The organism is Pseudomonas syringae pv. cilantro (assembly GCF_001293775.1).
Lineage (GTDB): Bacteria > Pseudomonadota > Gammaproteobacteria > Pseudomonadales > Pseudomonadaceae > Aquipseudomonas > Aquipseudomonas syringae_P.
This window is the reverse complement of record NZ_LGLN01000081.1, coordinates 211,370-230,967: the sequence shown is the minus strand read 5'-3', so window position 1 is coordinate 230,967 and position 19,598 is coordinate 211,370. Positions and strand designations below refer to the sequence as shown.

General features: G+C 60.8%; 15 protein-coding genes and 1 pseudogene. 3 read left to right on the top strand and 13 right to left on the bottom strand.

Annotated features, from left to right (window positions below; translation table 11 throughout):
- From ABJ99_RS23545 to ABJ99_RS23520, 6 genes are all read right to left on the bottom strand, one after another.
- Complete coding sequence (locus tag ABJ99_RS23545) at nucleotides 1-1,245, bottom strand: heme biosynthesis protein HemY (RefSeq protein ID WP_054087848.1); 1,245 nt, start codon at nucleotides 1,243-1,245, stop codon at nucleotides 1-3.
- Nucleotides 1,242-2,363, bottom strand: a complete 1,122-nt coding sequence (locus ABJ99_RS23540; RefSeq protein ID WP_054087847.1) for a uroporphyrinogen-III C-methyltransferase — start codon at nucleotides 2,361-2,363, stop codon at nucleotides 1,242-1,244. Before ABJ99_RS23540 ends, ABJ99_RS23545 begins: the two co-directional genes overlap by 4 nt.
- A 50-nt stretch (nucleotides 2,364-2,413) precedes the next feature.
- Nucleotides 2,414-3,190 carry a uroporphyrinogen-III synthase gene (locus tag ABJ99_RS23535; RefSeq protein ID WP_054087846.1) on the bottom strand — a complete coding sequence of 259 codons (777 nt, stop codon included), beginning with the start codon at nucleotides 3,188-3,190 and terminating at the stop codon, nucleotides 2,414-2,416.
- Nucleotides 3,187-4,128: a hydroxymethylbilane synthase gene (gene hemC / locus ABJ99_RS23530; protein WP_054087845.1), complete on the bottom strand. Its 942-nt coding sequence runs from the start codon at nucleotides 4,126-4,128 to the stop codon at nucleotides 3,187-3,189. Before hemC ends, ABJ99_RS23535 begins: the two co-directional genes overlap by 4 nt.
- 223 nt (nucleotides 4,129-4,351) lie before the next feature.
- Nucleotides 4,352-5,098, bottom strand: coding sequence for a LytR/AlgR family response regulator transcription factor (locus ABJ99_RS23525; RefSeq protein ID WP_054087844.1), 747 nt, complete (start codon nucleotides 5,096-5,098; stop codon nucleotides 4,352-4,354).
- Nucleotides 5,095-6,177, bottom strand: a complete 1,083-nt coding sequence (locus ABJ99_RS23520; RefSeq protein WP_054087843.1) for a sensor histidine kinase — start codon at nucleotides 6,175-6,177, stop codon at nucleotides 5,095-5,097. Before ABJ99_RS23520 ends, ABJ99_RS23525 begins: the two co-directional genes overlap by 4 nt.
- A gap of 134 nt (nucleotides 6,178-6,311) precedes the next feature.
- On the opposite strand from ABJ99_RS23520, the gene argH reads away from it, so the two are divergent.
- Both argH and ABJ99_RS23510 read left to right on the top strand, forming a co-directional pair.
- Nucleotides 6,312-7,706 (top strand): argininosuccinate lyase, encoded by a 1,395-nt coding sequence (gene argH, locus ABJ99_RS23515; protein ID WP_054087842.1) that lies wholly within the window; start codon nucleotides 6,312-6,314, stop codon nucleotides 7,704-7,706.
- Nucleotides 7,707-8,046: 340 nt separating this feature from the next.
- Nucleotides 8,047-9,288 carry a nucleoside recognition domain-containing protein gene (locus ABJ99_RS23510; RefSeq protein ID WP_054087841.1) on the top strand — a complete coding sequence of 414 codons (1,242 nt, stop codon included), beginning with the start codon at nucleotides 8,047-8,049 and terminating at the stop codon, nucleotides 9,286-9,288.
- A 4-nt stretch (nucleotides 9,289-9,292) separates the two neighbouring features.
- Here the strand turns inward: ABJ99_RS23510 and ABJ99_RS23505 are convergent, their stop codons facing one another.
- The 6 genes and pseudogenes from ABJ99_RS23505 to ABJ99_RS23485 all read right to left on the bottom strand — a co-directional run bounded on the left by ABJ99_RS23505 (nucleotide 9,293) and on the right by ABJ99_RS23485 (nucleotide 16,217).
- Nucleotides 9,293-10,495 carry a DUF5924 family protein gene (locus tag ABJ99_RS23505; RefSeq protein WP_054087840.1) on the bottom strand — a complete coding sequence of 401 codons (1,203 nt, stop codon included), beginning with the start codon at nucleotides 10,493-10,495 and terminating at the stop codon, nucleotides 9,293-9,295.
- A gap of 96 nt (nucleotides 10,496-10,591) precedes the next feature.
- Nucleotides 10,592-11,968, bottom strand: a complete 1,377-nt coding sequence (locus ABJ99_RS23500; protein ID WP_054087839.1) for a M16 family metallopeptidase — start codon at nucleotides 11,966-11,968, stop codon at nucleotides 10,592-10,594.
- Between the two features lie 102 nt (nucleotides 11,969-12,070).
- Complete coding sequence (locus ABJ99_RS23495) at nucleotides 12,071-12,790, bottom strand: class I SAM-dependent methyltransferase (protein WP_007248333.1); 720 nt, start codon at nucleotides 12,788-12,790, stop codon at nucleotides 12,071-12,073.
- Between the two features lie 348 nt (nucleotides 12,791-13,138).
- Entirely contained in the window at nucleotides 13,139-13,861 is a 723-nt protein-coding gene (locus ABJ99_RS29980) for a methyl-accepting chemotaxis protein (RefSeq protein ID WP_412032788.1), read from the bottom strand.
- 132 nt (nucleotides 13,862-13,993) lie between these two features.
- Nucleotides 13,994-15,115, bottom strand: a pseudogene (locus ABJ99_RS29975) (Cache 3/Cache 2 fusion domain-containing protein); the annotation flags it as partial.
- A 181-nt stretch (nucleotides 15,116-15,296) separates the two neighbouring features.
- The gene (locus ABJ99_RS23485) at nucleotides 15,297-16,217 is read right to left on the bottom strand and encodes a LysR substrate-binding domain-containing protein (RefSeq protein ID WP_054087837.1); all 921 of its coding nucleotides are present in this window, start codon (nucleotides 16,215-16,217) and stop codon (nucleotides 15,297-15,299) included.
- Nucleotides 16,218-16,373: 156 nt separating this feature from the next.
- On the opposite strand from ABJ99_RS23485, the gene ABJ99_RS23480 reads away from it, so the two are divergent.
- On the top strand, nucleotides 16,374-17,756 hold the full coding sequence (locus ABJ99_RS23480; RefSeq protein WP_054087836.1) for a NorM family multidrug efflux MATE transporter: 1,383 nt from the start codon (nucleotides 16,374-16,376) through the stop codon (nucleotides 17,754-17,756).
- 12 nt (nucleotides 17,757-17,768) lie between these two features.
- On the opposite strand, the gene ABJ99_RS23475 is transcribed toward ABJ99_RS23480, so the two are convergent.
- A complete protein-coding gene (locus ABJ99_RS23475) occupies nucleotides 17,769-19,433 on the bottom strand; it encodes a putative bifunctional diguanylate cyclase/phosphodiesterase (RefSeq protein WP_054087835.1) in 1,665 nt (554 codons plus the stop codon).
- Nucleotides 19,434-19,598: the final 165 nt, after the last annotated feature.

Here is a 19,598-nt window from a genome sequence, read left to right as displayed (position 1 = left end):
TCAGCCTTGGGTCAGTGCAGGCAGCGGTCGTGACAGGAAGCGTTCATCCAGCAAACCCAGGCCCTCCTGGAACAACTGATTGCTGCGATCCGTCTCGCCCATCTGCGCCAACAGCCGCGCCAGCTCTGCGCAGGTTTCGGGATTGCGTTGCAGGCGCAGACTGCTCTCGAGATAGTCGCGCGCCTTGCCCCACAACCTGCCTTGCAGACAGATGCGGCCCAGACTCAGCAGCAGGCTTGGATCGCTCGGGTGATGCTTGAGCCAGCCTTCCGCAGCCTGTAGCTGCTTCAGTGGGTCGTTGCCGCGCACCAGCCCATACAGGCGTGCAAGGTGACTGTGGTATTCGCGTTTGAGCGCTGTGCGAAGAACCTCTTCTGCCTGAGTCTCGGCGCCCAGGCGACGTAACTGATCGGCATAGGCAAGCACCAGCTGCGGTTCCTGGCGCTGCGCAGAACTCAGGCTTTGCCATGCCTGTTCCAGCGAAGGCAGGCCGGTCAGGGTCCCCTCGCTGTCATCGCGGTAACCGGCCAGCGTCAGGTTTTCACCCCAGGCGCGGCGCTCCAGTTCGGCAAGCTCTTTGGGAGGCAGGACTTTGTCCTTGCGCAGCTCGGGCAGCAGACGAATCAGCTCGGACCAGTCGCCACGCTGTTGATAAAGGCGCTGTAACTGGCGCAGCACCTGAGGGTTATGCGGATGGCGCTGTTGCATAGCCTGCAATGTGATCAGCGCACCGTCGGTGTCGCCGCGGTCCTGCTGCAATTGAGCGTGATTCAGGGCAATTGCCAGCTCGGCCTGTGGCTGACGCTCCAGAGCGCGTTCCAGCAGGCCGTCGCAATCTTCGTAGCGCCCTTGCTCATTAGCTGCGCGTGCAGCACCGATGTAATACAACAGCGGATGCGCATCGGCTTCGGCCGCGCGTTGCAAATGACGTTGCGCGCTGGCCCAGCGACCTTCGGCAAGGTCCATCTGGCCCTGCTCGATAGCCATTTGCACGCGACGATGACGGTTGCGACGCGACCATGGGTTGACCACGCCGCCCGAGGTGGACAGCAAGGTGATCACCAGCCTGACGAGGAAGATTACCAGCATGACTGCAAGCAGCAGCGCCAGGGTCGCCCACAGGCTCGATTCGTAGCGGAAGTTCTTGTAGGCGATCAGCACATAGCCGGCGTGGTCCGCTATGGCGACGCCGATCAGCGCCGCAGCGACGATGGCGATGAACAACAGCACATAAAAGCGCTTCATCGGCTGGTTCCCTGCTGCGCCTCGGCTGGCTGGCCGGCGGTATGGCGGCGCTCAAGATAAGCCTGCACGGCGCTCAGGGTCGGCGCCAGATCAGGCGTCTTGACCGATACCGGTTTGTTGGCCACAGCCTCCAGGCCCTGGCTCAGCGCTTTGCTTTGCGGGTCTTCCTGACTGAAATTGGCCTTGAGCACGCTTTGCGCCTCGGCAACGGCCTTGGCATACACCTGCGGCTCACCGTTGAGTGCGGCCCATTGCGCCTGCTCCAGGGCAAGGCTCAGCGCCAGACGCACCTGCGACAGGCTTTGTCCTGCCAGAACCGGACGGATGTCCTTGTCGGCATTGAAGTCGATGCGGAAGTAATGGGAAATCTGATCCCACCAGCGCGACCATTGGCTGTTTTCAGTCTTGTCTTCGGTCAGGCCCGGCAACAACTGACCGTTGTCTTCGTACTCGGGGGCCAGCGTGTTGAGCTGAACGGCCTGCTCGCGCAGTGCAGCCAGTTGCAGGAACAGTCCGGTGCGATCCGGCTGCTCGACGCTGCGCAGCGCGGCGAGGCTCTTGGCCAGTTGCTCACGTGCGGCATACGAACCTGGATCGTCCTGTTCGCGCAGAATCTCATCGGCACCCTGGACCAGCGCTTGCGCACTGTTGACGTCCTGCAACGCTGAGAGGCGCAGGCTGGCAAGTCGCAGCAAGTGTTCGGCCTCGGCCAGACGCCAGTCCTTGCGGCTGGCGCCCAGCACGGTTTCAAGCCGCTGGCTCAGGCGTTGCTGGTCGCCCTGCAACTGCGCCACCAGACGACGGCTGTCTTCCAGTTGATCGGCAGGCGGAAGCTGCGCAAGACGTGCGCTCAGTTGCTGGTCGTTCTGCGCCAGTACCAGCGTCTGTTCGGCGATGTCCTGAACCTGCCCGCGCTGTTGCTGGTGGCCGGCCTGCAACATGCGCAGCTGCCAGACTCCCCAGCCCGCGACAGCGACGCCGGCAATGCCGAGCAGCAAGGCGAGGGTCACCAGGCTGCTGCTGCGGGCGCCGGTACGCTCGACGCGCACAGGGTCGGGCGTGGGGGTCGACGTTTTCAACACCGATTCTTCGTCTTTAGGCAAGGCTGTTTCGCTCACGTATCCCATCCTTTGCATTTTGGCGTAATAGCGTAAACGACAAGTGTCGATCAATACGCCTTCACGGCAGGCTGAGGCTGATTCCGCAACGCTGCCAGCAATGCCACGGCGCTGGCGCCACGGCAATCAATAACGGTTCGGGCACCGGCTGCACGCGCAATGTCGGCAACTCGGGGGCTCGGTACAAATAACGGCAAACCGGCCAGATCCGGCCATGAATCACCCGCCATTTGCAGCAAATGTTCAAAACCCTGTCCACTGCTGACCACCAGCCCGTTCAAGCGTTCCAACGTCACACGCTGCAACAGGGTGTCGGGAGCGTACTGTGGCAGGTAGCGCCGGTACAACGGCAGGTAGTCGACGTCGACGCCTTGCTCGCGCAACTGATCGGCCAGCAGCTCGCGTCCTTCGTCACCGCGCATGATCAACACGCGGCTTCCCGGTGTGGCAATGGCCTGCTTCAAACGCGGCAGTTCGAGCAAGGCCTCGCTGTCATCGCCCTGCTCCGGCCAGCTCGCTTGCAGGCCGTAATCAAGCAGTATCTGCCCGGTAGCTGAACCCACACTGAACCAGGGCTGCAGGGGCGGTTGCGGCCACACTTCGTCGATCAGCTCGATGGCCAGACGCGCGGCGGGTTTGCTGACCACGATCACCGCAGAATAATCGAGCAACTCGAAAATGATCGAACGCTGCGCAGGCGTCAAGGGCAGAGGCTCGGTTTCAAGCAGGGGCAAACTGTTGCTGAAGATTCCGGCATCGGCCAGCACTGTGGCCAGCGCCGCCGACTCTTCGGCAGGACGGGTCAGCAGCAGACGCCAGCCATTCATGGGTTGTTGGCCTCGCCGTAGACGGCCTTGAGGATGTCGGCTGCACCCTGCGCCAGCAGCGCTTCGGCCACTTCCACGCCCAGCGCCTGGGCCGATGTCTGCGGTGCGCGCGCTTCGGCATGCAGCAGCAGGCTGCCGGACGGATCGCCGACCAGACCCCGCAGCCAGACGTTGTCGCCCTCCAGCACGGCATAGCAGGCGATGGGCACCTGGCAGCCGCCATTGAGGTGCTTGTTCAGCGAGCGCTCGGCAATCACGCGCACAGCGGTGTCTTCGTGATGCAGCGGCGCCAGCAAGGCGTGGATTTCGGCATCTACACTGCGGCATTCGATACCGACCGCGCCCTGTCCGCCTGCGGGCAGGCTGTCATCGACGCTGATCGAGGAGGTGATCCGGTCTTCGAAGCCCAGGCGAATCAAACCGGCAGCGGCGAGGATGATCGCGTCGTACTCACCGGCGTCCAGTTTGGCAAGCCGGGTATTGACGTTGCCGCGCAGGAAGCGGATTTGCAGGTCCGGGCGTCGCGCCAGCAGTTGCGCCTGACGACGCAGACTGGAGGTACCGACCACACTTCCGGCAGGCAGCGCTTCGAGGCTGTCGAAGGTGTTGGATACAAAGGCATCGCGCGGATCTTCACGCTCGCAGATGCAAAACAGGCCCAGCCCTGGCGGAAAGTCCATCGGCACGTCTTTCATCGAGTGCACGGCGATGTCGGCGTTGTTTTCCAGAAGTGCCGTTTCCAGCTCTTTGACGAACAGGCCTTTGCCGCCGATTTTCGACAGTGGCGAGTCCAGCAGCTTGTCGCCACGGCTGACCATGGGCACCAGCGTGACGATCAGGCCCGGGTGAGCCTGCTCCAGGCGCGCTTTTACGTATTCGGCCTGCCAGAGGGCCAACGCGCTTTTGCGGGTGGCAATGCGGATTTCGCGAGAGGACATTGAACAATCCGTACTGAATAGATGCGACGGATAATAACAGCTCAGCCGGAACGACTTCAGTGTTGCCTGAAAACTTGCATCAGCCTACTGATCCCGAGTGACGAATCGGCCAGTGGCTGAAGGGACAACAAGAAGGCTGATGATGGAAAAGCCGGAAAACACACAGTTCTGAAACGTCAGTCAGCCCTGTGACTCGGCCTTGGCGTGCAAGGCTGCGGGACGCTTAGAGTTGCTGCATCATCTTGCGAACGCCCGCCACATGGCGGCGGCTGACAATCAGTGCGTCACCGTTGAGCCCCTTGAGGAACAACTGAAAATGCCCCAGTGGCGTGCGCTGCAAGCGCTCTATTCGCTCGCGTGCCACCAGTGCATTGCGGTGGATACGCACGAACCGGTCGCCGAATTCATCCTCCAGCGCCTTCAACGGCTCGTCCAGCAGCACCTCACCACCCTCATGGCGCAGGGTGACGTATTTGTGATCAGCGATGAAATAGATCACATGATCCAGCGGAATCAGCTCGATGCCCTTGCGGGTCCGGGCGCTGATATGGCTGCGTGGGCCTGAACCGCTTTCGGCAGCAGGACGGGTCATCGCTGCCAGCTGAACACGGTTTGGGCGCTCGGCTTTGCGCAACGCCTCTACAAGATGCTCGGAGCGCACAGGCTTGACCAGATAACCGACCGCGCTGACCTGGAAAGCTTCCAAGGCAAATTCGTCGTGCGCGGTGCAGAACACGACGGCAGGCGGCGCTTCCCGCTCGCACAGTTTCGCCGCGACCTGCAGGCCATCAAGGCCTGGCATGCGGATATCGAGCAACACGATATCCGGTTTGTGGGTTTCAATCAGCGCCAAGGCTTCTTCACCATTGGAGGCGCTGGATTCCAGTACTCGGTAACCCTCGATTTCGTTGACCATGCGGCTGAGTCGCTCGCGGGCCAGGGGTTCGTCATCAACGATCAGGACATTCATATAGCTCTGGCTTCCTGCGTGAGTCTCGCACAAGGATAGCGTAGACAGGTGTAGTGACGACCGTCACGGCGCTCCACGCTCAGACTGGCGTGCGGACCAAAAAGTGCCGCAATACGTGCACCGATATTTGTCAGGGCCTGCTGAGTACCGTTGGAAGTCTGCCGAGTGGCAACTTCTTCATAGGGATTGCTGACGCTCAATATGAACTCTCCCTCTTCATAGTCTGCTTCGACTGTTACTACGCCCCCTTCGATACGCGGAGCAATGCCATAAATCAAAGCGTTTTCAAGTAATGGCTGCAAGGTTAGCTGGGGAATCGGCAAGTCATCGGGAATTGCGCTCACTCTCCAGTCCAACTGTAGACGCTCGCCGAGACGATATTGCTCAATCGATAAATATCGTTTTGCCAAAGCCAGCTCCTCGCCCCACGTTACCAGGCTTCCGGGCTTGGCCAGACTGGCGCGAAACAGGTCTGACAGATCCAGCACCGCCTGCTCCGCCTTGACCGGATCGCTGGCCACCAGGCTCGCGATGCTGTTGAGGGTGTTGAACAGAAAGTGCGGGCGGATACGCGCCTGCAACGATTCGATGCGCGCCCGCAGCTCACCCTGCTGCTGTTTGCGCCACTGACTCTGCAAGTAAAAATAGCGCAGCATCAGGGCGGACATGATCAGGGCGATGGTCGAGTAACGCAGATAACGCTCGACCATCCCGCCGACGGAAATCCGCCCGGTAAGCTGACACACGTCGGTAACGGCGGTGCAGAGCAGCGTCAGGCCGACCACCAACAGGCAGCTGAGCATACCGGCCAGCCCTGGCGTAAGGCGTGCCAGCCATGGGCGCAGCCCGCAGAGCAGCGCCGCCGATAGCAGCACGATCCATTGCACGAACAGCGACATGAGCGCCAGGCGTACCCAGTCGAAACCGCTGCGCATGGGTTCCACCAGCACCAGAATCAGCACCAGCAGCTCGGCCAGTACCACGAGCACCAGCAATGCCTGCGGCAGGCACAGTTCAGGGAGGAAAAAATCTTTGCCGGGGACGGGCCTGGCAGGGTGTTTCAACGGTTTGGTCTGCATGCGTGCAGTCTCTGCCCTGGCCTCGTCAGCAGCAAGCCATCCGGGAATAAAAAAGCATCAACCCTGTTATCATCGCTACCGCCCTTGTGCCAGGTATCGGGCACGCCACTTTCTGTAGAGCAACGAGCGAATCCATGAGCACCGACAAGACCAACCAGTCCTGGGGCGGCCGCTTCAGTGAACCCGTCGACGCGTTCGTCGCGCGCTTCACTGCCTCCGTCACCTTCGATCAACGCCTGTATCGCCACGACATCATGGGCTCCATCGCCCACGCCACGATGCTGGCCAAGGTGGGCGTGCTGACCGACGCCGAGCGCGATACCATCGTTGACGGCCTGCACACCATTCAGGCCGAGATCGAGGCCGGTAGCTTCGAGTGGCGCGTCGATCTGGAAGACGTGCACATGAACATTGAAGCACGCCTGACCGATCGCATCGGCATCACCGGCAAAAAGCTGCACACCGGTCGCAGCCGCAACGATCAGGTGGCCACCGATATTCGCCTGTGGCTGCGTGACGAAATCGACCTGATCCTGAGTGAGATCACCCGTCTGCAGCAAGGTTTGCTGGGGCAGGCCGAGCGCGAAGCGGAAACCATCATGCCCGGTTTCACGCACTTGCAGACGGCTCAGCCGGTAACATTCGGTCACCATATGCTGGCCTGGTTCGAAATGCTCAGTCGTGACTACGAGCGCCTGGTGGACTGCCGCAAGCGCCTGAACCGCATGCCGCTGGGCAGCGCTGCGCTGGCGGGCACCACCTACCCGATCGATCGCGAACTGACCTGCAAACTGCTGGGTTTCGACGTCGTGGGCGGCAACTCGCTGGATGGTGTGTCGGATCGCGATTTCGCCATCGAATTCTGCTCGGCCGCGTCCATCGCGATGATGCACTTGTCGCGTTTCTCGGAAGAGCTGGTGCTGTGGACCAGTGCGCAGTTCCAGTTCATCGATCTGCCGGACCGCTTCTGCACGGGCAGCTCGATCATGCCGCAGAAGAAAAACCCTGACGTGCCTGAGCTGGTGCGCGGCAAGAGCGGCCGTGTCTTCGGCGCCTTGATGGGGCTGCTGACGTTGATGAAGGGCCAGCCGCTGGCCTACAACAAGGACAACCAGGAAGACAAAGAGCCGCTGTTCGACGCTGCCGACACGCTGCGTGATTCGTTGCGCGCGTTTGCCGACATGATCCCTGCCATCAAGCCGAAGCACGCGATCATGCGCGAAGCGGCGCTGCGCGGGTTCTCCACGGCGACCGATCTGGCTGACTATCTGGTGCGCCGCGGCCTGCCCTTCCGTGACTGCCACGAAATCGTCGGCCATGCCGTGAAATATGGCGTGGAGACCGGCAAAGACCTCGCGGAGATGAGCCTGGAAGAGCTGCGCCAGTTCAGCAACCAGATCGAGCAGGACGTGTTCGCCGTGCTGACCCTTGAAGGCTCGGTCAACGCCCGTAACCACATCGGCGGCACCGCCCCCGAACAAGTCCGCGCCGCCGTGGTTCGTGGTCAGGAACTGCTGGCCGGGCGTTGAGCACGCCGGGCGTCGCTTCGCTTGTCCGCGAGCTGCCGATTTTTGTAGGAGCGGACTTGTCCGCGATCTGCCGGGAACCGGCAGTAAAACCAGCCGCCCCGGTGCATCAGACACAACCGAGGCGGCCTGTTTCAGGGCCGCTTCGCAGCCCATCGCAGCCGTCGTAACCTCCTGAATCTCCCACGCCCTCCGGGCAGAAGCCGCGTTGTGCCTGCTCATCGGAACTCGACTATCGTGCGACGCTCCGCGTCTGCTCTTGATTGCGCCGCGCAGCATCAGCCGATTTCCCTCCAGCGCAGCCCGCCGCTATCATCCCCGCATCTTGTGAGGGACTTTTCCGATGCTTAATGGCCTGTGGCTTGGTTTTTTTGTCGTGGCGACGATTTCCGCGCTGGTGCAATGGCTGGTGGGCGGCAACGCGGGCATTTTTGCGGCGATGGTCGAAAGCATCTTCGCCATGGCCAAGCTGTCGGTCGAGGTGATGGTGCTGCTGTTCGGTACGTTGACCCTGTGGCTGGGCTTTCTGCGTATCGCGGAAAAAGCAGGAATTGTCGACTGGCTGGCCAAGGTGCTCGGGCCGTTGTTTCTGCGCCTGATGCCGGAAGTCCCGCCGGGCCATCCGGCGCTGGGTCTGATTACCCTCAACTTTGCCGCCAATGCCTTGGGGCTGGATAACGCAGCCACGCCGATCGGCCTCAAAGCCATGCGTTCGTTGCAGGAGCTCAATCCCAGCAAAAACGCTGCCAGTAACGCGCAGATCCTGTTTCTGGTGCTCAACGCCTCATCTCTGACCCTGCTGCCGGTGACGATCTTCATGTACCGCGCCCAGCAAGGAGCGCCTGACCCGACGCTGGTGTTTCTGCCGATCCTGCTGGCGACCAGTGTTTCGACCATCGTCGGCCTGCTGTCGGTCGCGTTCATGCAGCGTCTGCGCCTGTGGGACCCGGTGGTGCTGGCCTATCTGATCCCCGGCGCCTTGCTGCTCGGCACGTTCATGGCCTTTCTCGGCACACTGTCGGCGGCTGCGCTGGCGGGCCTGTCATCGATCCTCGGCAACCTGACCCTGTTCGGCCTGATCATGATGTTTCTGCTCATCGGCACGCTGCGCAAAGTGCTGGTTTACGAGGCCTTTGTCGAAGGTGCCAAAGAAGGTTTCGATGTCGCCAAGAGCCTGCTGCCCTATCTGGTCGCCATGCTCTGTGCGGTGGGTGTGCTACGGGCCTCCGGTGCGCTGGACTTCGGCCTGGAAGGCATTCGGCATGTGGTGCAGTGGTTGGGGCTGGACACGCGTTTTGTCGATGCGCTGCCCACCGCGATGGTCAAACCGTTCTCCGGCAGCGCTGCTCGCGCCTTGCTGATCGAAACCATGCAGACCCAAGGCGTGGACAGCTTCGCCGCACTGGCTGCCGCCACGATTCAGGGCAGCACCGAAACCACCTTCTACGTGCTGGCAGTGTACTTCGGTGCGGTGGGCATTCAGCGCGCCCGCCATGCGGTGGGTTGCGCGCTGCTGGCAGAGTTTTCCGGCGTTGTGGCCGCGATCTTCGTCTGCTACTGGTTCTTCGGCGCCACTGCCAGCTAACGCACTATGGCGCTGGCGCGGCGGGCGCCGATTCAGGCGGTGCTGCCTCAGCCGGTGCAGGCGCAGCACTCTGCTTGGGCTCGCTCGCCTGAGGCTGTGCAGGCACTGCTTCAGGCGCTGCTTCTTCGCTCGAATCGCCGCCCGGCTTGAGCTTGATCAGTCTGCCGGTAGGTCGCTTGACTGCCGGTTGATCGTTATCGGTGACCACAAAGCGCAATACACCGATCATTTGTCCGTCCTCAGTCAGCACCCTCACCTGCCAGCGACCCGTGACGTCCTGCGGGAAGTTTTGCTTGCGCGTCCAGGCGCGGTAGCCTTCCGTACGCCCGCCGTGGATGTCCAGGGCGATTCGGTCCATATCCTGACCTTCGTGCCACCACACATGATAAATGCGCTCATCCAGGCCGCGTGGGGCGTTGATGGCGGTGTAGGCGTACAAGCCGCCGTTGCGTAATTGCTTGGCGCTGATCAGCGAGATGCTGTCGCCCGGCGTGCGATTCTTGTTATCGAAATCCGTGCTGACGGCGACTTCGGTCAGCCAGAGCGTCGCCGGCGGCACCCAGAAGCGCAGCAGCCAGCCGGCGGTGCCGATGGCCAGAAGCACCGTGATGACGGTCAGCGCGCTGCGCCAGGTGTTGAGCGGAAAGTTAGCCATCAGGCTGGGTGCCGACAACAGCATCGCCACGCCCAGTGCCAGCTTGTAGCTCTCGGCGGTGGTCAGGTGCAGGATGATCGGCAGCGCGGTGAGCAGCGCAGCGAACAGCGTCAGGGTGTGCAGCGTCATGAACAGCCAGCGTCGCGGTGCCAGCCATTTGTAGTAAAGCGGGTCGATGATCGAGATCAGCCCGGCGGCCCCGAGCACAGCGGTAAAAACGGCCTGGCCGCTGTTCCAGGTGGTGGTAATGAAAAAGAACGGCAAGACAAAAAACAGACTTTCCTGATGGATCATCTGCGTGCCGTAACGCAGCAGGCCCTGCGGGATTTCGCGGCCCAGTGCCTTGTTGAGCAGCCCGACCATGGTGTTCTCGATCATCAGCCACAGCCAGCTGATCAGCATCACCACCGCGATCCAGGTGGCCAGGCTCTCTTGGCGGTCGACCAGAATGAAACTGGCGATCCCGGAAACGAAACCAAACGCCGCAATGAGCCCCGGATAACGCTGCATCAAGTCGAGCACGGGTGTCACATAGCGATTCAGATCAAGCATTTGGGTCGTTCACTCAGGTGGATTCATACAAAAAACCGCGCAGCATACCAACACTGCGCGATGCCTGCGTCGGAGGTGCAATCCGGCGTCAGCCTTCTATTTTTTTCGTACCCGCCAACGCCACAAGGCCAGCAGTACGATCAATCCCAGCATTCCTGCAAGCAACCCGTACAGGCCGTCGTAGCTGAACAGCGGTTTTTCGATTCGCATATAGCCAGGCTGAGCGAGTAGCTGGCGCATAGCCTGATTGGCCTGCTCCAGACTCACCGCTTTTATGCGCTTTGCAGGATCGCCAAAACGCCCGTTTTCGTAATCGTTGAGCGCGCTCCAATAGTAGTCGGCCAGCGCACTGTTGCCCTGCGTGGCCCACGATTGCCGGTCGATGGCGAGTTGTTGCAGCCGTGCAAACGTGGCGGGCTGGATGCCTTCCTTCTGCAACCGCTCGACCATGGCCCGGATATCCTGCTCGGCTTCGGTGACATCTTCACGCTCGACATCGGCGTTCAGGCTCATAAATCCGACGTCGCCAAACACTTCGCGCTCTGCCGAGGGACCATAGGACAGGCCGTGCTTCAGGCGCAGCTCAGTGTAGAGCGCCCAGTCGAGATACGCCTTGACCAGATCCCACGTTTCATCGTGTTGATCGTCGAGCTGAGGCTCAGGATAGATCAAATGCAGTTTGGCGTTGGCGCCCAGCCCACCCCTTTGCAGCTCGCGACGCGGTTCGGCAGCGCCATTGCTTTGCGCCAGTGGCGGGTGATCGATCGGGTCAGTGGGTGCCAGCTTGCCGAACGTGCGTTCCAGATAGGCTGGCAGCAGCTTGTCCAGGTCGCCCACTACGATCAGCGTCATGTTGTTGGGGGCGTACCAGGTGGCAAAAACGTCCTCGACGTGCTCCAGCCGGATAGTGTCGACCTCGGGGCGTTCAGCGCATTTCAAACCCAGCTCCACGGCCAGCCGGCTGCTGGCGCTGCGTCCGGAGTCGCGTTGCTCGAGCAGGTGCTGCAGATGCGAGAAGTGCCCGCCGTCTTCACGCTCGACCACACGTTTGACGCCGTCCAGCCGCGCCTGGCTCAGCTCGGTACGGGTCATGATTTCCAGCAGCAGGTCCAGCACCTTGCGCTGATTGCGCGCAGGGGCCTCGATCACAAAGGTCGTGTCGGCATTGCTGGTAAACGCATTCCACTCGCCGCCGAGTGCCTGCATGCGCTCTTCGAGCCCGCCTTCGCCGCTGTCATCCACCCCGCTGAACAACAGGTGTTCGAGCAGGTGCGGCAGTTCTTTGTCCGCACAGGGAAAATCATCGAAACCGATGCCGACGACCAGCCGAATCGCGACATGGCCTTTTTCGTACCCGGGCTTGAGGAGTATTTGCAAACCATTGGGCAGCAGATAGCCCTCGACCTGAAGACGGTCAAGGGCAAACGAAGGGAGTGAACCGAGGAGCAGACAAGCGAACAGCAGGCAACGCATAAAACAGCTTTCCTGGCGGGCCGGTATGTTTAACAGACTTCGCTCATGGCCTTACGTTCACAGTGATCCCTGTCGCCCGCAGGCGACAGGTCGATTGGCGTGTCAGTCCATCGCGAAAGCGACGTTGGGGTCGAGTTTCATCCCGACTGCTTTGGCGACCTTGGTGCCTTTCTCGTACGAAAACGATTTGTCTGCAGTGGGCTGGAAGAACTCCACGAAATCCAGACTGCGACGGCTGAAGACAAACCCGCCTATCAGCGGCTGATTGACTGCATACAAGTGCGGACACAACGCCATCATCGATGACGCAGGCACGCCGATCAGATGCTCCTCAAGATCACCTTCCTGCTGAGTGTCCTGTGGGTAGAACCACAGCGGAGTGCTGATGAACAGATAGGAATCCGGCCCCAGACTTGAGAGCAGCGTGCGCACGAGCCATCTCGCCGTGTCGGCCGTCAAGTGCTCGACCACGTCAAGCAGGCAGATAATCCGGTACTGAGCGAGTCGTTCGGATGACAACTCCTGAGCCAGTCCATGCCAGATGTTGCGGTAAGTTGCATTTTCATACAGCAGCGAATTCTGGCAGTTGGCCTCCCAGCCATCGATGCCATCCACCGACCAGTGCGCAGTGTCCGGGTTCCCCTTGATCAGGGTGCCCAGTGTTCCGGAACCGAACCCGATATCCAGCACTTCTACGTCGGCACTGAGGTCTTTCAGGATATGGAAAATCATCGCCTTGGGAGAGACCGAATCACCTTCTACATAACCCGTTGCAGGCAGGAAGCCCTCGGTAGGCTGATAGTTTTCAACATATTGCTTCATGGTCGAGGTCCTTGACGGGTTAGATGAGGCGGGACGTGCCAGAGATCGTGCCTGAACAGCCGCGTCGTATTTTGCAGTCAGTCGATAACAGTGTAGCTTCCGGATATCTGGCAGCGGGTCCTACGAAATGAACGGAAAAGTTTGCTGACACGGTGGGCTATCGGCCGACATCCCCATTTTCTGAAAGACCCCAACCTGAGTCCAGGTTAAATACATCTGGCGCAAATCTGCTTCTACATCCAAGGTGTATCGATCAGGGCCGTATAGTCAGGTTATCGAGCACCGAACTGCGTGCCAATGCTTCACATTGGCACGTTATTCAACTGGCAAGATCAGCGTTAAGAACGCTCAACGAAACCGGTCAACCTCATTGCGCAATTCGGTTGCCAGGCCGTTCAGCTCCTGGGCGGTTATTGCGAGGTTGGACATGACCTGGCGTTGTTCGCTGTTGGCCATGGCGATGCTTTGCAGGTTGCTGCTGAGCATGGTCGCGGTGCTGCTTTGTTCCTGAGTCGCCGTGGTGATGGCTGCGAACTGATGCCCGGCCGAGCGGCTCTGTTCGTCGATCTGCGCCAGTGCTGAAGCCACTTTGGCGTTCAGCGACAGGCCTTCCTGCATCAGGGTGTTGCCCTGCTGCATGGTGCTGATGGCGTTGCCGGTTTCCTGCTGGATGCTGGCGATCATGCCGGAAATTTCGTCGGTGGCTTCGCGGGTGCGTGATGCCAGGCTGCGCACTTCATCCGCCACTACGGCAAAGCCGCGGCCCTGTTCACCGGCACGTGCCGCTTCGATGGCGGCGTTGAGGGCAAGCAGGTTGGTCTGGTCGGCAATTGAGGTGATCACCCCGACGATGCTGCCGATTTCCTGCGAGCGCTGGCCCAGTGTGTCGATGACTTTTGCGGTGCTGCTCAACGAGGTTGCGATCTGTTGCAGCGAGGAAGACGCTTCTTCCATGGAGGTGCGACCGATGCGGGTCTGTTGCGCGTTTTCTTGCGCCAGACGCTCGGTATTGCCCATGTTGTCAGCGATGTTCATCGACGTGGCGCTGAACTCTTCAACCGCGCCAGCCATGCTGGTGATCTCGCCGGACTGTTGTTCCATGCCCTCGTAGGCACCGCCGGACAGGCCGGACAACGCATTGGCGCGGCTGCTGACTTCCTGCGCGGCAGTACGGATGTGCGAGACCATGGACGACAGCGCTTCGCTCATCTTGTTGAAGCTGCCGGACAACTGACCGATTTCATCGTTGCTGGTCACGTTGAGGCGAACGCTCAGGTCGCCTGCGCCCAGCGCATCGGCCTGACGAACCAGTTCGGAAAGCGGACGCAGCTTGCTGCGCAGCAGCCAGATGGCGCTGACCACCGCGATAATCATGGCCAGCAGACTGCCGATGGCCAACTGGGTGCCGACATTCCAGGTCACTTCGCTGATTTCATCGCGCGGCATGCTGGCAATGACCGTCCAGGGGCCGCCGGCGAACGGCTGGCCGACGCTGTAATAGTTCTCGTCGCCTTCACTCCAGAACTGCGCCTTGCCGGGTTTGCTGGCGAGGTCGGCGACTGCTTTCGCAGCACCTTCCTGGGATTTGATGCCCGCAGGTGGAACCAGCCAAGTGCCTTTTTCGTCCAGCAGGGCCAGCGAACCAGTGGAGCCGATGCGGAAATTTCTCAGGTTATCGAACTGGGTTTTCTGCGCGTCGGTGTAATCGAATCCTACGAACAGTGCCGCAATGATCTTGCCGCTGCTGTCGCGAACAGGGCTGTATTGGGTCATGTAATAGCGATCGAACAGGACCGCTTTGCCGACATAGCTCTGACCCGCCATCAAACGCTCGTAAGCTGCGCCTTTGCGGTCCAGCACGGTGCCGATGGCGCGTGTGCCGTCCTGCTTGCTCAGCGAGGTGCTGATACGGATCAGGTCATCACCGCTGCGCACGAAAATCGTCGCCACGCCTGCGGTCATCAAGCGGAATTCATCCACTTCGGTAAAGTCGTTGTTCAGTGCGGCATCACGCAGGTACAGGCCGGGCGTCGGCGTGCCTGCCACGGTCACCGGCTTGTCGGCTTGCAGATTCAGGCCTTCGGCGAAGCGCTTTTCGAACAAGCCGCTCAGGCGCTGGGTGCTGTCGCGCAACGTGCTGTGAAACGTGTTGAGCTGGTCGGCGAGCAGTCTGGCCTCGCTCGACATGTGTTCTTCGCGAATGACCAGGTTGGACGCGTCCAGGGATCTCAAGGCGAACAGCGTACTGCCGCTGATAACGACGGCAAGGATCACCGCCAGAGCAATACCGAGTTGCGAGGCTATTCTGGTACGGGGCTTGGACATAGGCACTCCACGCCAAATGAGTGGAGTTGCCGGTTCCCTGGCTTACCATTCAGCGAATTCAGGTTGAGTTTTCACGCCACCGGACAGGCGGTCGTCAGACAATTATTCGGCCAGCAACTTCGTTACTTGAGGGCGTAGCGAGACATTAATCAGTAGTGGCAGTTCAATACTAAACTAATTTTTAGTGCAGGACTTCAACGAGTGGCAATTCCATAGCCTTCACTTCCCCCTGAAGAAAGTCGCTGAGACGCTTCAAGCGCTCTGCGCCGGGCCTGGTACGTGGCCAGACCAGATAATAGTTTTCTCCGCTGAACACCGCTGTGCGCCACGGCAGGCTCAAGCGGGCCTGCGCGACATCCTCGGCAACCATCAGCAAGTCGCCCATCGACAGCCCATAACCGCGTGCTGCGGCAATCATCCCCAACTCAAGTGTGTCAAATACCTGCCCGCCTTTCAGAGAGACTTTGTCAGCCAGGCCCATGCGGTTGAGCCAGGTGCGCCAGTCACGACGATCCGGCGTCGGGTGCAGCAGTTCGGCCCTGGCCAGTCGCTCGACATTCCACGGCGGGTCCTGCAATAACGTGGGCGCACCCACGGGTATCAGTAACTCCGGGAACAGCAGCGTCGCTTCCCAGTCCGCCGGAAAGTGGCCCTGACTAAGCAAAATTGCGCAGTCGAAAGGCTCCTGAGTGAAGTCCACAGCGTCGATGTCCATCCAGGCGCTGGTCAGTTGCACTTCATTGCCCGGTTGCAGATGACGGAAACGGCTGAGCCGCGCCAGCAACCAGCGCATGGTCAGGGTGGAGGGCGCTTTCATGCGCAGGATGCCTTCTTCAGTCTGCAAGGTGCTGCATGCCCGTTCCAGCGCCAGAAAGCCATCGCGCACGCCGGGCAACAGGGCGCGTGCCGACTCGGTCAGTTGCAGGTTGCGTCCGTTGCGCTGAAACAGACGACAGGCGAAGTACTCTTCCAGCGTGCGGATATGTCGACTGACGGCACTTTGGGTAATCGACAATTCTGCTGCTGCGCGGGTGAACGAGGTATGCCGGGCGGCGGCTTCAAATGCCCGAAGTGCATAAAGTGGCGGAAGACTGCGAGGCATGCGGCGCGTCCTGCTGGCGATGAAGCGCTACTTTACTGCAAATTGCTTCAGATGAGTTTTAGTCATGCTGAGCATCGGATTTATCGTTTTGTGCTCCAGCGTTTAAATCCCCAGAATACGCGGCTCATTCGTCCTTCGCCGTAGAGCACCGCCAACATGCAGCAGCCCGCCCTCAAAGAACTCTGGATTATCCTGCGTCTGGCCGGGCCGCTGATCGCTTCACAAATGGCGCACATGCTGATGGTCTTCACCGACACCGTCATGATGGGCAAGATCGGCCCCGAAGCGCTGGCTGGCGGTGGTCTGGGCGCGGCGACCTACAGCTTTATCTCGTTTTTCTGTGTCGGTGTGATGGCGGCGGTCGGTACGCTGGTTTCCATTCGCCATGGGGCCGGCGATACCGAGGGGGCGACGCGTCTGACGCAGGCCGGGTTGTGGCTGGCGTGGGGCATGGCACTGGTGGCTGCATTGGTGTTGTGGAACCTAGAACCGGTGCTGTTGCAGTTCGGTCAGGCCGAAGCCAACGTGCACATGGCTGCTCAATTTCTGATCACCCTGCCCCTTGCCCTGCCTGGTCTGCTCAGCTTCATGGCGCTGCGCGGCTTCACCAGTGCGCTGGGCCGTGCGGGGCCGGTCATGACCATCAGCGTGGCCGGCGCAGTCGCCAACTTCGTGCTCAATTACGCGATGATTCATCAATGGCTCGGCTTGCCGAACCTCGGGTTGATGGGCATCGGTCTGGTCACCGCCGTCGTGACCAACTGCATGGCACTGGCGCTGGCGTGGCACATCAAGCGGCATCCGGCCTATGCGGCGTATCCGATCAGCAAAGGTCTGTCGAAACTGTCGCGCAGTCATCTGAAAGAGCTGTGGCGCCTCGGCCTGCCGATTGGCGGGACTTACGCGGTGGAAGTCGGGCTCTTTACCTTCGCGGCCTTCTGCATGGGGGCGATGGGCAGTACGCAGATGGCAGCGCACCAGATCGCCCTGCAGACGGTGTCCATGGCGTTCATGATCCCGGTGGGTATTTCCTATGCGGTGACCATGCGGATCGGTCAGCACTACGGCGCTGGCAACATGCTCATGGCGCGCACCGCCGGACGCGTGGGCATCGGTTTTGGCGGCACCGTGATGTTGATGTTCGGGATTCTGTTCTGGCTGGCCCCGCATTGGGTCATCGGTCTGTTTCTGGACCTCGATGACCCGGCATTTGCCGAGATTGTCGTGCTGGCGGCGAAGCTGTTGGCAATCGCCGCGTGGTTCGAGTTCTTCGACGGCACTCAGACCATTGCCATGGGCGCGATTCGTGGGCTCAAGGATGCGCGTACCACGTTCCTGATCGGCCTCGGTTGTTACTGGCTGATCGCGGCGCTAGCCGCGTGGGTGCTCGGGTTTTATGCCAACGCTGGGGCGCCGGGCGTGTGGTGGGGGCTGGCGTTGGGCCTGCTCTGCTCGGCGGCGGCGCTGACTTACGCGTTCGAGTGGAAGACGGCTCGCCTGTTACGCCGGGAAGCATCGGGCGTTGCGGTGCCGGGCTGAGCCGGCACACCGTCATCCCGACTTCGATACCTCCGTGTAGCCGGCCCCCGAGCGCAGATACTTCACCAGCGCCGCCATCGGCAGCGGCCTGCTGATCAGATAGCCCTGCACCTGATCGCAGCCGAAACTGCGCAGCAAGGCCATTTGTCCGATCGTTTCGACGCCTTCGGCAACCACTTCCAGGTTCAGGTTGTGCGCCAGATTGATCATCGCGTGGACCAGCTTGCGGTTTTCTTCGCGTGACTCCATCTGCCCGACGAAGCCCATGTCGACCTTGAGCAGCGCGATGGGCAGGCTATTAAGGTGCATGAATGACGAATAGCCTGTGCCGAAGTCATCCAGCGAAAAACGAACACCCAGCCGGCCCAGCGCTTCCATGGTCTGCCTGACCTGATCGGTGCGGCGCATGACCGAGGTTTCGGTCAGTTCGAATTCCAGCCAGCGCGCATCAACGTCGTGTTCTTCGATCAGACGGCTGAGCGTCGGGAGTAGCTGGCTGTCCTGAAACTGCCGGAACGACAGGTTGATTGCCATGTGCAGAGGCGCAAAGCCCTGTTCGCGCATGGCCTGCATGTCGCGCAAAGCCCGAAAAATCACCCAGTAGCCCAGCGGCACGATCAGGCCGCTCTGTTCGGCCAGCGGCACGAATTCGCTGGGCGGCAACAGCCCGTGCTCATGATGACGCCAGCGCACCAGTGCCTCCAGCCCGACGATGCGCCCGGTTTGCAGGCAAAGCCGTGGCTGGTAATGCAGCTCCATTTCGTCGCGGCGCAAGGCGCGTCGCAGTTCACCTTCGAGGTCCGCGAGGCTGCGGGCGTTGCGGCTGATGCGCTCGTCGAACAGGTGGAAGGTGCAGCCCTGCGTGCTCTTGGCCTGACGCATGGCAATATGCGCATGCCACATCAGCGGATCGACTTCAGGTTCGGTTTGCGAATGGGCGATCCCCAGGCTACAGCCGAGCAACAGGCTTTCACCGTCGACCCAGTAAGGCTCTGACAGCACGTCGGTGATCCGTTCAGCCAGCTGCATGGCGCGTTCGGGTGTGTTGCGGGTATCGATCAGCAGTGCGAATTCATCGCCGCCCAGACGCGCGATCTGGTCACCAGCGTCGAGCTGGTTCTTCAGGCGGGCCACGACCTGCATGATCAGCCGGTCACCGGCCTGATGGCCCAGTGCATCATTAGCGCTTCGAAAGTTGTCGAGGTCCAGATGGCCCAGCGCCAGATCGCCGCCTTCGGCCAGACGAGACGCCAGCAGCACCTGAAAACCCTGGCGGTTGGCGATGCCGGTCAACGGGTCCTGACCCGCCAAGCGTCGCAGGCTGTCTTCCAGGCGGCCGCGTTCGTGCACGTAACGCAGGCATCGGCGCAGGGCATCACCGGTCAGCGAATCCCGCACCAGCCAGTCACTGACGCCACTCGGTCCGACCAGCGGTTCCTCTTCGAGCAGCACAACCGTGGGTAACAGGCAGCTGCCGGTGCGGGGTTGCAGCTCGGGTGTCGTCAACAGCACGGTATTGCGCTGGTTGCCATGACGCACATCGAAAGCATCCCAATGAGTGGCTGACACCAGCGTTATGTTGCCGCCTGGCGCTGTGAGGCAGTCGCTCACGAGCGCCTGCCAGAAAGGCTCGTGCGCCAACAATAGCAATTGCAAGGGTTCGACAGGCGTAGGCAATCTAACTTCCTAAGTACAAAGGAAAAATCGGTGGCCGCACTCTTCAGGGAGCGTGACAGGCACACGTATCGTCGCGTTGCGGCGCAAATGTAACAAAACCAGAAAAATTAGATAGCGGTCACTGCCGGTGACGATGATCGCTGCACAAACCCGTGGGCCTGTTAA

What these genes read in the sequence shown, in the direction of transcription:
- ABJ99_RS23545 (WP_054087848.1), bottom strand. Translation starts at nt 1,245, where the DNA reads ATGAAGCGCTTTTATGTGCTGTTGTTCATCGCCATCGTCGCTGCGGCG.
- ABJ99_RS23535 (WP_054087846.1), bottom strand. Translation starts at nt 3,190, where the DNA reads ATGAATGGCTGGCGTCTGCTGCTGACCCGTCCTGCCGAAGAGTCGGCG.
- hemC (WP_054087845.1), bottom strand. Translation starts at nt 4,128, where the DNA reads ATGTCCTCTCGCGAAATCCGCATTGCCACCCGCAAAAGCGCGTTGGCC.
- ABJ99_RS23525 (WP_054087844.1), bottom strand. Translation starts at nt 5,098, where the DNA reads ATGAATGTCCTGATCGTTGATGACGAACCCCTGGCCCGCGAGCGACTC.
- ABJ99_RS23520 (WP_054087843.1), bottom strand. Translation starts at nt 6,177, where the DNA reads ATGCAGACCAAACCGTTGAAACACCCTGCCAGGCCCGTCCCCGGCAAA.
- argH (WP_054087842.1), top strand. Translation starts at nt 6,312, where the DNA reads ATGAGCACCGACAAGACCAACCAGTCCTGGGGCGGCCGCTTCAGTGAA.
- ABJ99_RS23510 (WP_054087841.1), top strand. Translation starts at nt 8,047, where the DNA reads ATGCTTAATGGCCTGTGGCTTGGTTTTTTTGTCGTGGCGACGATTTCC.
- ABJ99_RS23505 (WP_054087840.1), bottom strand. Translation starts at nt 10,495, where the DNA reads ATGCTTGATCTGAATCGCTATGTGACACCCGTGCTCGACTTGATGCAG.
- ABJ99_RS23500 (WP_054087839.1), bottom strand. Translation starts at nt 11,968, where the DNA reads ATGCGTTGCCTGCTGTTCGCTTGTCTGCTCCTCGGTTCACTCCCTTCG.
- ABJ99_RS23495 (WP_007248333.1), bottom strand. Translation starts at nt 12,790, where the DNA reads ATGAAGCAATATGTTGAAAACTATCAGCCTACCGAGGGCTTCCTGCCT.
- ABJ99_RS29980 (WP_412032788.1), bottom strand. Translation starts at nt 13,861, where the DNA reads ATGGCTGGCGCGGTTGAAGAGTTCAGCGCCACGTCGATGAACATCGCT.
- ABJ99_RS23485 (WP_054087837.1), bottom strand. Translation starts at nt 16,217, where the DNA reads ATGCCTCGCAGTCTTCCGCCACTTTATGCACTTCGGGCATTTGAAGCC.
- ABJ99_RS23480 (WP_054087836.1), top strand. Translation starts at nt 16,374, where the DNA reads ATGCAGCAGCCCGCCCTCAAAGAACTCTGGATTATCCTGCGTCTGGCC.